The sequence below is a fragment of the Caldicoprobacter sp. genome, from assembly GCF_047459465.1.
Lineage (GTDB): Bacteria > Bacillota > Clostridia > Caldicoprobacterales > Caldicoprobacteraceae > Caldicoprobacter.
The window spans coordinates 1-12,039 of record NZ_VSCO01000051.1; the positions used below are offsets into that span (position 1 = coordinate 1).

General features: G+C 50.0%; 13 protein-coding genes. All 13 read left to right on the forward strand.

Going from position 1 to position 12,039, the window contains the following annotated elements; translation table 11 throughout:
• On the forward strand, window positions 1–783 hold a 783-nt coding region (pdxS, locus tag FWJ59_RS04875), incomplete at its 5' end, for a pyridoxal 5'-phosphate synthase lyase subunit PdxS (protein WP_414480860.1).
• Between the two features lie 148 nt (window positions 784–931).
• Entirely contained in the window at window positions 932–2,002 is a 1,071-nt protein-coding gene (locus FWJ59_RS04880) for a bis-aminopropyl spermidine synthase family protein (protein WP_414480861.1), read from the forward strand.
• Between the two features lie 296 nt (window positions 2,003–2,298).
• Window positions 2,299–2,706, forward strand: coding sequence for a secondary thiamine-phosphate synthase enzyme YjbQ (locus FWJ59_RS04885; RefSeq protein ID WP_414480862.1), 408 nt, complete (start codon window positions 2,299–2,301; stop codon window positions 2,704–2,706).
• A gap of 98 nt (window positions 2,707–2,804) precedes the next feature.
• Window positions 2,805–3,542: an RluA family pseudouridine synthase gene (locus tag FWJ59_RS04890; protein WP_414480870.1), complete on the forward strand. Its 738-nt coding sequence runs from the start codon at window positions 2,805–2,807 to the stop codon at window positions 3,540–3,542.
• A gap of 82 nt (window positions 3,543–3,624) precedes the next feature.
• Window positions 3,625–4,167 (forward strand): pyruvate kinase alpha/beta domain-containing protein, encoded by a 543-nt coding sequence (locus FWJ59_RS04895; RefSeq protein WP_414480863.1) that lies wholly within the window; start codon window positions 3,625–3,627, stop codon window positions 4,165–4,167.
• 416 nt (window positions 4,168–4,583) lie between these two features.
• On the forward strand, window positions 4,584–5,276 hold the full coding sequence (locus FWJ59_RS04900) for a DUF1614 domain-containing protein (RefSeq protein WP_414480864.1): 693 nt from the start codon (window positions 4,584–4,586) through the stop codon (window positions 5,274–5,276).
• Window positions 5,269–6,402: a stage II sporulation protein P gene (gene spoIIP, locus FWJ59_RS04905; RefSeq protein ID WP_414480865.1), complete on the forward strand. Its 1,134-nt coding sequence runs from the start codon at window positions 5,269–5,271 to the stop codon at window positions 6,400–6,402. Before FWJ59_RS04900 ends, spoIIP begins: the two co-directional genes overlap by 8 nt.
• Window positions 6,403–6,495: 93 nt before the next feature.
• Complete coding sequence (locus FWJ59_RS04910) at window positions 6,496–6,957, forward strand: DUF3189 family protein (protein ID WP_414480871.1); 462 nt, start codon at window positions 6,496–6,498, stop codon at window positions 6,955–6,957.
• 28 nt (window positions 6,958–6,985) lie between these two features.
• Entirely contained in the window at window positions 6,986–7,468 is a 483-nt protein-coding gene (locus tag FWJ59_RS04915; protein ID WP_414480866.1) for a DUF3189 family protein, read from the forward strand.
• A gap of 118 nt (window positions 7,469–7,586) precedes the next feature.
• Window positions 7,587–8,897 (forward strand): DUF512 domain-containing protein, encoded by a 1,311-nt coding sequence (locus tag FWJ59_RS04920; RefSeq protein ID WP_414480867.1) that lies wholly within the window; start codon window positions 7,587–7,589, stop codon window positions 8,895–8,897.
• A gap of 6 nt (window positions 8,898–8,903) precedes the next feature.
• Window positions 8,904–10,217, forward strand: coding sequence for a ribosome biogenesis GTPase Der (der, locus tag FWJ59_RS04925; RefSeq protein ID WP_414480868.1), 1,314 nt, complete (start codon window positions 8,904–8,906; stop codon window positions 10,215–10,217).
• 45 nt (window positions 10,218–10,262) lie between these two features.
• Window positions 10,263–10,859: a glycerol-3-phosphate 1-O-acyltransferase PlsY gene (gene plsY / locus FWJ59_RS04930; protein ID WP_414480869.1), complete on the forward strand. Its 597-nt coding sequence runs from the start codon at window positions 10,263–10,265 to the stop codon at window positions 10,857–10,859.
• 84 nt (window positions 10,860–10,943) lie between these two features.
• Entirely contained in the window at window positions 10,944–11,972 is a 1,029-nt protein-coding gene (locus FWJ59_RS04935; RefSeq protein ID WP_414480872.1) for an NAD(P)H-dependent glycerol-3-phosphate dehydrogenase, read from the forward strand.
• Window positions 11,973–12,039: the final 67 nt, after the last annotated feature.

The window sequence follows — 12,039 nt, forward strand, 5'->3', positions numbered from 1 at the left end:
GAGAAAGCCGGGGCGGTTGCCGTGATGGCGCTGGAGAGGGTGCCGGCCGATATAAGGCGACATGGCGGCGTGGCCAGGATGTCCGACCCTAAGCTGATCAAGGAGATAAAGGCGGCTGTGTCCATACCCGTGATGGCCAAGGTTAGGATAGGCCATTTTGTTGAGGCGCAGATACTGGAGGCCATAGGCATAGACTACATTGACGAGAGCGAGGTTCTAACACCAGCCGATGACAGGTATCACATCGATAAAAAGGCCTTCAAAGTGCCTTTTGTGTGCGGAGCCAGGAATTTGGGCGAGGCTCTAAGGAGGATTGGCGAAGGGGCATCCATGATAAGGACCAAGGGCGAAGCAGGTACCGGCAATGTGGTGGAAGCGGTGCGACACGTGAGGACTATTATGGCCGAGATAAGAAGCCTACGGGGCATGTCCGATGAGGAGCTAATGATAGCGGCCAAGGAGATGGGAGCTCCCTACCACCTGGTGGAGTATGTGGCGCGAAATGGCAGGCTGCCGGTGCTCAATTTTGCTGCCGGCGGAATAGCTACCCCTGCCGATGCTGCCCTCCTGATGCAACTGGGTTGCGATGGGGTGTTTGTCGGGTCGGGCATATTCAAATCCTCCAACCCCGAGAAGATGGCCAAGGCCATAGTGGAGGCGGTGAAGCATTACGATGATCCCAAGGTGCTGGCTGAAGTATCGGAAGGCCTGGGCGAGCCCATGTACGGCCTGGAAATCGACAAATTGGATGAAAGGGAGAGGTATGCCGAGAGGGGCTGGTAAAATCGTTTACCAGCCTTCCTTGTTCTCTTGACTTCTTGGGGATAAATGAATATAATGATTAACGTTGCGGCTTTAAGCTAGTTTAATTGATATTGATGGGCCTTGTGTAAAACAGGGTCCTTTTTTAGACTTTAAAGGAGGTGATTGCGTGGACCTTCAACTGATAGCCGAGCGGGTTTATCAGAGGACCAAGGTTGAAACTACTGTGCGGGATGTCGAAAAGGTGATGTCAGGGCTGGCCAGCACTTCTCATTTCTGGGAGATCGTGTGTACGTCGCAAAAGCCATTTAACGTGGTGGCCGAGATAGTAGAAGAGATGAGAAGCCGGGGCTTGGTGGATATCGGGGAAAACGGAGATATAACCTTAACCCCCGAAGGAAAGGCATTCTTAAGGGATCATAAGATATTTGCACATAAGGATTATACGTGTCCTGCTTGCGAGGGACGAGGGATTTGGAATGAGGACTTAAAAAAGCTTGCCCAAAGGTTTGATGAGGTGACCGTCGATAGGCCCGAGGCCATTTTGGATTATGACCAGGGGTACATTACCACTCGAACGGTTATAAGCAGGGTAGCCTTGATTGCCGAGAGGGGCGACCTTGAAGGCAAAAAGCTGCTGGTTTTAGGGGATGACGACCTACTTAGCATCGCTGCAGGGCTGTCTGGGTTGCCTGAGGAAATAGTGGTGTTGGAAATTGACGACAGGTTGGTCGAATATATAAACAGGAAGGCAAAGCAATTAGGTTTACCTGTGAAGGCCGAAAAGTACGATTTTAGAGATAAGCTTCCCGAGCAGTATGTGGGCCGTTTCGATACATTTAATACAGATCCGCCCGAGACCATAGAAGCGCTGGAAGTATGTATGACCAGAGGGCTTACGGGGCTTCGCGGTGAGGGCTGCGCCGGATACTTTGGCCTGACCCGTACCGAATCTTCCCTTAAGAAGTGGAACTTCTTCCAGCAATTGTTGGTCAACAAGTTTGATGTGGCCATTACCGACATAATTCACGAGTTTAACCATTACGTCAACTGGGATTACCTGTTGGGAAGCATAAGGGATGACTATACGTTTGTGCAGGTAATGCCCCGGCTCAACTGGTACAGATCTTCCATGTACAGGATAGAGCTCCTTGGAGGGGCCAAAAAACTTGAAAACAAGCCAATGCCCTGCGAGCTGTACGTCGATGAAGAAGCGCTGATTTACAAGCCTAAAAAATAAATGACCTCAACAAAAACCCCCTTTTACAAGGGGGTTTTTGTTGAAATAGGATAAAAAAAGTGGTAGAGTCTAATAATAGGATAGGCTGTTGCAGGGAAAGCGGTTAGATGATCCTACCAAAAAATGCTATGAGATGCTGGCGCAATTGATGGTAGCCAGCTGCTTTCCATAAAGTTCAGCTGACAAGTGCAAGGGGAAGTCGTCCCTTTGTTAGCATTATCTGACATCACGGTGATTTCCTTTGAAATTGAATTACTGGTTTTGCCATACAATAAGGAAGTGCGAGGTGTGCCCGATTGAGCAGGTTATTTGAGTATCCCATTTCAACCAGCAAATCCGAAGAGTTTATTGACATAACGCATCTGGTGGAGCGTGCTGTGAAGGAGAGCGGCATTCAAAACGGCATAGCGGTGGTATTCTGTCCGCATACCACTGCTGGAATAACCATCAATGAAAACGCTGACCCCGATGTGGTCTATGATATCATAAAAGCGCTGGATAGGGCTTTTCCAGTACGTGGAGATTACAAGCATGTCGAAGGGAACTCCCATGCCCATATAAAGGCTTCATGCATGGGGTCGAGCTGTCACATCATCATTTCGGGGGGCAGGCCAGTGCTGGGCACGTGGCAGGGAGTGTATTTTTGCGAATTCGATGGCCCCAGGCGCAGAAGGGTATATATAAGCTGTATGGAGGCAAAGTAGTGACTGCAGCAATTTAATGGCAACGGCAGCAAGGGCCGCCGTGAGCGCATCGGTTTACATAGCGGCTGTGATTTAGGATAAAGAGGGACTGGGTGAAAATGAATATCAATGGCGATATGAAGGTTTTATACGAGGACAACCACCTTTTGGTGGTGGAAAAGCCGGTGAACATGCTAACGCAGGGGGATGCCACCGGCGATGCCGACCTCTTGTCGGTGCTTAAGCAGTACATAAAGGAGAAGTATGACAAGCCTGGCAACGTCTATCTGGGTTTGGTTCACCGCCTGGACCGGCCTGTAGGTGGAGTGATGGTGTTTGCCAGGACCTCCAAGGCCGCATCCAGGTTATCTGACCAGATACGAAAGGGGACTTTTGGGAAGGTTTATCTTGCTGTGGTGCGGGGAAGGCCGCCTAAAAGCGGCAGGCTTCAGCATTATCTCCGTAAGGACAATGCCACCAATACGGTGCGCTGTTTTGATACCCCAATGGAAGGCGCAAAAGAAGCAGTACTGGAGTACGAGCTCCTGGAGAGCCTGGGTGTTCCTCAAAATGGTGGCGTTTTGAGCCTGGTCAAGGTAAATTTGATTACCGGTCGGCCGCATCAGATAAGGGCCCAGTTTGCCTTTGAAGGTTTTCCACTGTATGGCGACCAGAAATATGGCAAGGAGGTGAATAGGCCAGGTCAACAGCTCGCACTGTGGTCTGCCAAGATAAAGCTGGTTCACCCGACATTGAAAGAGGAGATTGCCTTTAAAAGCTTTCCACCCGATTGTTATCCCTGGAACCAATTTGAGGTTCTGCAAAGCGCAAAAAGCGGCGTGAACAAATTGCTTTAAAAGGGTTGGAAAGGCTAAGTTGTAGGGAAAGAGATTAACGGAAACTGAGATTTAAGGATGATGGGATGAGGGGGCGATATGGATGTATTTTGAATCTGAGGGCAAGCACAACACGCAAAAGACGGTGGAGCTGGCTTTAAAAACCGCTAGGGAAAGGGGAATAGGCCATATAGTGGTGGCATCCTGTTCAGGATATACCGCCAGCTTTTTTAAGGATGTAAAGGATTTGGAAGTGGTGTGCGTGACTCATGTGAACGGTTTTAGCGAAAGGGGCAAAAATGAGATGCCCGACGAAGTGCGCCAGCAGCTTATAGAATCGGGCATCAAGGTCCTCACCACCACCCACGTCCTTAGCGGGGCAGAAAGGGGCTTGAGCAGAAAATTTGGCGGTACATATCCGGTGGAGATAATGGCCCATACCCTCAGGATGTTTGGGCAGGGCGTGAAGGTATGCGTGGAGATTTCGGTGATGGCGCTGGATGCCGGTTTGATACCGTACGGACGGCCCGTGATTGCGGTGGGTGGCACCGCTGAAGGGGCTGACACCGCCGTGATACTCACGCCATCCCATGCCAGCAGCATACTGGAGACCAGGATACACGAGATCATATGCAAGCCCTATTGATTGTGGCCGTACAGTTTTGGCTTTGATCCATAATGGGTTTTTGTTTCATGAAGCACGTTTTGTTCGATGGGGCACGTTTTAGCCGGTGAGGCACGTTCTAACTAATGCGTATAAAGTTGGGTTGCGGGCCGTAAAGTCCTGACCAACTTAAGATGCGCGAAGGTGCCGATGGCTCCTACAAATAACCTCTATGTTATTTGTAGGAGCTTTTTTGTTTGAGGATAGGCTTTTTGGGATGTTGATGTGCTGGAGGTATACCTCTTAGCGTTGAAGAAGTCATGTTGCAATTTCAGTTTGTGGCATTTGTGTGGTATGCTTGGCTGAAGAATATAAGGCTTGTACCAGCTGAAGAATATAAGGCCTGTACCAGGGGAAATATAAGATGGAAGCCAAAATTATGCGAAAGGTGGGGTACAATGCCGTTGGGACTGACGTTACTTATAGTAGCCACCATTCTGGTGCTGTTTGGCATCGGCCAGCGCATGCTGGACAGGATGCGCTTGAGCGATAAAACAGCCGTCTTGTTTATGGTGGCTATTTTTGTAGGCAGCCTCATTCCGGATATCCCTCTGGGGAGGAATGCCTATATAAACATCGGCGGGGCTATCGTCCCTCTTATATTGGTAATATACCTTTTTGCGAAAGCGGGTACGGCTATGGAAAAGTTGAGGGCAGTGGTGGCGTCCATACTATCGGCTTTGGGGGTATACCTTGCCGGACGCTATATGCCTTCGGAACCCGAGACCATCATAATCGACCCCAATTACGTCTACGGGATTATCGCTGGGATTATCGGCTATCTGTTCGGACGTTCGCGCCGAGCTTCCTTCATAGCCGGCGTACTCGGAGTTTTGCTTGCCGATCTGGGGCAGTGGATTGAGAACCTATTGCGGGGTGTCCCGTCTAGGCTCCGTTTGGGCGGTGCGGGAGCGGTGGATGCGGTGGTAATAGCAGGCTTTCTGGCGGTGCTGCTGGCCGAGGTGATAGGGGAGTTGAGGGAAAGGCTGCAGGGTGGAACGGCCAAAAAGGCTATGATCTACGAGGATGGCTCTTTTAAAAGAAAGGATGGGGATGACGGTGGACATACGGGAGGTGAAGGGAATGAATAGGAGGGTATGCCTGGTTGTGGCTCTTTGTTTTTTGGTTGCCATTGCCGTCGGCCATTATGCCTCCAATACTGTATATGCCGACGACTGGTTTGATGAGGAGCTGGGGTATTATACCTTGCTGGATGAAGCGGGCAAGGAGCTTACCTTGATGGCCAGGGAAGTGTTGGTAAATGACGAATACATCAGCAGCGATAACAAGCGTTATTCGGTAGTATCGGTCGACAAGGATACCAAGAAGGCAGTGCTCAAGTACATGGGTGACGTTAAGCTGCCCCAAGTGAGGGAAATCTCGGATTCGGTGGATGCATTGGCACAACAGGATAACCAGCGGGGAACTATACTTTTGTACTGTACGCACAGCGATGAGTCGTACCAGCCTTCGGATGGCACCCATAGCCGCCCGGGTAGCGGGGGCATCTTTGATGTAGCCGAGGCTTTTGAGGAAGCTTTGAAGGAGAAAGGCATTAATGCAGTGCTTGACAAAACGCCCCATGATCCCCATGACGCTGGTGCATACAGGCGTTCCAGGCAAACAGCCATCAATCTCATAAAGCAGTATTCGCCGGTGGCTGCCATATTTGATATACACAGGGATGCAGTGCCCGGGCATATTTACGTCACAAAGGTGGCAGGGAAGACCATGACCAAGGTCAGGATAGTGGTGGGTTCCAGGAACCAAAATAGAAAGGCAAACGAGGAGCTGGCTTATAAGATCAAGGCCATAGCCGATAAAGTGTACCCCGGGCTTGTAAAGGATATATATATAGGGGCCGGGGCATATAATCAGGAACTTTCCCCGCGATCGCTGATCTTCGAGTTTGGTACCCATGAAAACAGCAAGGAATCGGCCCAGAGGGCGGCTCGACATATGGCTGATGTGGTGGCAAAAGCCATGTTTGGCGGTACAATACAGGGTAAGACGCAGGAGGGTGAGGACAAGGGAACTTACGAGACAGAGCCTATAAATGAGGAGGCGCAGCGCGGAGGGGGAAGGGGAATAATATGGTTGGTACTGGTGTTGGTCATAGGGGCAGTAATCTTCATGGCCATAAGCGGTGGCACCAGAGAGATGTTTTCCAAAGTCACGGGAAGGTCGTCAGATAAAGATGAGCAAGACAGAGAATGAATTGACCGGGTTGCTGGCAGGCCAGGCAACTCGGTTTTGTGTTTATAGAGGCATGCAAGCAGCTTTGAGAGAGAGGAGAAAAGGGAGTTGAAGGTGATATACTGCGGTTACAGGGCTACTTACGGAGCCTATTTGATGGCGGCACTTCACGCCGGAATATATAAAGGCAGTCAATTGCCCAGCAAGCAATTTATAGAGGCCCATTTTGATATGTGCCGTTTATACGGGGAACAATATGGAAATTTAATATATGTAGGGTTGGATGAAGGCCTGAACGAAATATATGCCATGGGGTGTAACAGGTTTTTTTCGGTAATCGAGAAGGCTCAGGCATGTGTTACTAAAATATTTAAAATAGATGAGGAGTTGTATCATATCGATGTGACGCCGTTGGAGGGCTTTTTGCCCAGGTTTATGGGCTTTTTGCTGGCACGCCGTGTAAATACCAGGCTTTGCCAGAAGTTATTTTTTTGGTGGTTCAAACATAAATACGGATTTTTCGCAAAGGCTGTACAGCGTCAAAAGCGAGAATTGGAAAAATTCCGATTGCCATAGCTTAAAAGGGACAAGGGAGGCAGGATGGATGGGGATACTCTTTTATCACTGCTATGGAGGAGCGCATACGTCGGTCACCTGCGCTTGCATACACTTAAATTACCTTCCCCATGACCGTATACCCGAAACTTACGAATTTAAAGCCATACCTTTTTATGATAAAATGGATAATGACCATCTGGGTACGCCTTTATATATGGGGCGGGATGAGCTTGGGTGGGATATCTATGTGCTGGGGATGAAGGATGGGAAAAGGGTGGTTATACCCGCCATCAAGAGCCTGTTGAATGTAAGTGGCATACCCCAGCAGGATGTGGTGTTTGTCAGCGCGCTGGTGCAGGTTAACCCCTTGACAGCCTTAGGAGGCTTTACTTCCAGAAGGCTGGGGATTCCCTTCATAGGCAGGCCCATGACCATATGGGGTATAAGGAAGAGCTACCCACATCTGGTGGATTTGGTTATCAGGGTTAAGCGAGCGTTGGTGCAGCGCCATCATAAGTTGTTGACTTGAAGGTGTTTTTACTCCATAATAAAAATGGGGTTATATTTAGTAGCAGGTATTAAAAATAGATGATAAATTTTAAACGGGGGAGAGGTTTAAACTGAGGAGAAAACACAGGATTGCAGCCGTGGAAAGCGGCAGCATAGCTGAGGAGCTGGGCATAGAGCCCGGAGACTTTCTGGTGGCCGTAAACGGGCAGGCGGTAGAGGATATCCTGGACTATATGGAATGGATGAGCAACGATGAGGTAAGCGTTACTATAGAAAAAGTCGATGGGCAGATTTGGGAGCTGGATATCGAAAAGGATCCTGATGAGGATATAGGGCTTACCTTTGAACAGCCCATCATGGATAGGCAGCGGGCTTGTTGCAACCGTTGCATATTTTGTTTTATAGACCAGCTACCCAAAGGGATGCGGCCTACTCTCTATTATAAGGACGATGATTGGCGTTTATCGTTCTTGATGGGGAACTATATAACCCTCACTAACCTGACCCAGCACGACATCAAGAGGATAATCTCAAAACGCATAAGTCCGCTTTATATATCGGTACATACCACCAACCCGCAGCTTCGCCGGAGGATGATGGGAAACCAGCGAGCTGGTGATGTGCTTGACATCTTGAAGGAGTTTGAGAAAGCGCGAATCTCGGTACACTGCCAGATCGTTCTGTGCCGTAACTGGAACGATGGTGCCGAGCTTGAACGTACCCTGTCTGACCTGTGGAGTTTAAGATCTATAGTGAACTCGGTGGCTGTGGTGCCGGTAGGCTTAACCAAGCACCGTCAGGGATTGGAGAGCATAGTGCCCTTTGATGCCGAGTCGGCAGCCAAGGTGCTGGAGCAGGTGGAAAGGTGGCAGAAGGTGTGCCGCAGAGAGAGCGGTACCGCCTTTGTGTTTGCGGCCGATGAGTTTTATATTTTGGCGGGAAAAGGCTTTCCCTCATATCAGGAGTATGAAGACTTTCCCCAGATCGAGAATGGCGTGGGGTTGATAGCCAAGCTGGTCCATGAATTTGATGAGGCTATCAGCAATTACCGCGGGAGAAACTTATCCATCAAGGAATTTTCGGTGGCTACCGGTTTGTCAGCCTATCCTACCATAAGAGCCATGATGGATAGGCTGCAGCGGGAAATGGGGCTGAAGGTGCACGTTTATCCCATTGTCAATCGATTTTTTGGGGAGAGCGTGACGGTTGCAGGGCTTATAACGGGCGGCGATATGATAGCCCAACTGAAGGGCAAGGATCTGGGTAAGGCCCTGCTCATACCCTGTACCATGCTTCGCAGGGGTGAGGATGTGTTCTTGGACGATATCACCCTGGAGGGCTTGAGCTTGGCGCTGGGAGTGCCGGTTATTTCCGTTCCAGTTGATGGAAACGAGCTGCTCAAAACCATAGCAGATCTGGATAGAATTTTGAAGGATAGAAGGGAGTGATGGGGATTGGATAAACCTATAGTGGCTGTTGTAGGGCGTCCTAACGTAGGAAAATCCACCTTTTTCAATCAGATCGTGGGCAAGAGAATATCCATTGTGGACGACCAACCGGGGGTTACCCGCGATAGGATTTATGCAGATGCTGAATGGTTAAACAGGAAGTTTACCCTCGTAGATACGGGCGGTCTGGACCCTGAAAGCGACGACGAACTGCTTGTAAAGATGAGGCGGCAGGTAGAGATCGCCATAGATACCGCCGATGTGATAATATTCCTCGTAGATGGCCAGGTAGGGGTAACGCCGGCAGACCATCAGATAGCCAATCTTTTGCGCAAAACCCGCAAACCCGTTGTGGTGGCGGTAAATAAGATTGACAATTTTGAAGACGAGGCCATGGTGGCCGACTTTTTCAGCCTAGGGCTAGGTGAGCCCATGGGCATTTCGGCAGTTCATAAAAGGGGGATAGGCGACCTTCTGGATAAGGTGGTGAAATACCTGCCCGATAAGGGGATAGATGAAGAAGAGGACCAGATGATAAAGATTGCTGTGGTGGGGAGGCCCAATGTGGGCAAATCCTCGCTGGTGAACCGCCTCCTTGGAGAGGAACGTGTCATAGTGAGCGATATACCTGGGACTACCAGGGATGCCATAGACACCCCTTTTGAGGTGGATGGAAAGAAGTATCTGATCATAGATACTGCCGGGATCCGCAGGAAAAGCCGTATAAATGAGGCTTTGGAGCGCTATAGCGTGTTGCGGGCATTGGCAGCCATCAGGAGATGCGATGTCGTGCTCATGATGCTGGACGCCACGCAGCCGGTGGCAGAGCAGGATGCCAAAATCGCTGGGCTGGCTATAGAAGAAGGCAAAGCAACGGTGATAGTGGTCAACAAGTGGGATCTGATCGAAAAGGATACATATACTATGGAGGAATACAAGAATCGTATACTGCAAAAGCTGGGCTTTATCGCTTATGCCCCAATGGTGTTCATATCGGCGAAGACGGGCCAGAGAACCAATCGCATTTTGGAGCTGGTGGATGAGGTGTACAGCCGTTATACCATGAGGGTATCTACCGGGGTGCTCAACGACTGTATCTCGGATGCTACGGCTGTGGCTGCTCCACCTTCGGAGAAGGGCAGGATGCTCAAAATTTATTACGCTACCCAGGTGTCCGTCAAGCCGCCAACATTCGTTCTGTTTGTCAATGACCCTGAGCTCATGCATGAGTCATATCAGAGGTACCTGGAAAACTATCTGCGCAAAACTTTCGACCTTATGGGGACTCCTATCAGGCTGTTGGTTCGTCAGAGGAGCTAAATTCCTGATGGAGGGTTTGGGCAGGTTGGGATTGGAGGTGTAAACGTGAAGCTGTTTATTCTTATCATCATAGGTTATCTGCTAGGCAGTATACCCTCCTCTTTTATCGCGGGAAAGATAGCCAGAAATATCGACATAAGGCAGTACGGCAGCGGCAATGCGGGAGCTACCAACGTGCTCAGGGTGCTGGGCCTTAAAGCAGCTATCCCGGTGTTTTTGGCCGATGTCCTTAAGGGGGTTTTAGCTACCCTTATCGGTAGATGGATGGTCGGTGAGACAGGGGCTGCCCTGGCGGGGTTTGCCGCTATCGTGGGGCACAATTGGCCGGTATTTCTCAATTTCAGAGGGGGAAAGGGTATAGCAACGTCGTTTGGCGTATTGCTGGTGCTCTTCCCGCTTATCAGCTTCATACTATTTGTAGCGGGGGTTATCGTGATTGCCATAACCAAGTACGTTTCCCTGGGCTCTATAACGGCTGCCGTTTTATTTCCTATACTGCTGGCCATATTTGGATATGGGTGGAAGATAGTGCTGTTTGGGGTAGCGGTTGGGGGATTAGCCCTGTACAGGCACAGGAGCAATATATCAAGGCTACTTGAGGGCAAGGAGAATAAGTTGGGCCAGAAAGCCAGGGTACGGTGAGTTAGGACGGCAGGCAAACCATAAAAAGCGATGGGTATTATGGAGATTTACCTTCCTGAAATAGCGCATAAGGGGAGATGGGTTATGGTACATAGACTTGCAATTGTTGGAGCTGGCAGCTGGGGTACGGCTTTGTCGGTGATGCTGGCCAAAAAGGGCATAGAGGTTAACCTCTGGGTAAGGGAAGAGGAGATATATCATCAGATAAAAGACTTGAGGGAGAACAGGCGGTATTTGCCCGGCGTATCGATCCCTGCCGGAGTCATTCCTACCCGATCATTGGATGAGGCATTAAAGGGAGCCGGGTTGACGGTGCTGGCCGTGCCATCCCAATACGTGAGAGCTATGGCGCGGCAAGTGGCTCCTCTCATCCCCAAGGGGCATGTGGTGGTCAACGTTGCCAAGGGGTTTGAGATGGATACGCTGCTGCGGCTTTCGCAGGTCATAGAGCAGGAGATACCCAGCGCCAGGGTCGTGGTGCTTTCGGGGCCAAGCCATGCCGAAGAGGTGGGCCGCGATATACCCACTGCCGTTGTATCGGCTTCGTATAATAAGGAGGATGCTGAACTGGTTCAGGATGTATTCATGGGTCCTACATTTAGGGTATATACCAATCCCGACGTCATAGGGGTTGAAGTGGCGGGGGCTCTCAAAAACATAATTGCTCTGGCGGCTGGCATAAACGATGGGCTTGGTTTTGGTGACAACAGCAAGGCTGCACTTATTACACGGGGGATTGCCGAGATATCCAGGTTGGGCAAGGCTATGGGTGCTCATCCCCTTACCTTCTCGGGTCTAGCGGGTATAGGGGATCTGGTGGTGACCTGTACTAGCATGCATAGCCGTAACAGAAGGGCAGGGATCTTGATAGGCCAAGGTAAACCCCTTAATGAGGTGCTGGAAAGCATAGGAATGGTCGTCGAAGGGGTTAACACGTGCAAGGTAGCCTATAGGCTGGCGCAAAAGCATGGCGTTTCGATGCCCATAACGCAGCAGCTGTACCAGGTGCTGTTTGAGGGTAAGGACCCCAGGGTAGCGGTGACTCAGCTCATGCTTAGGGGTAGGAAGCATGAAATGGAAGAAGTGGTAAACGAGATGGATATAAGGTGGTAACTACTTGTCATATTTTTTGTCTCCCTCCAATATATATTACTGATGCAAAGTTGTAAGCCGCCGATTG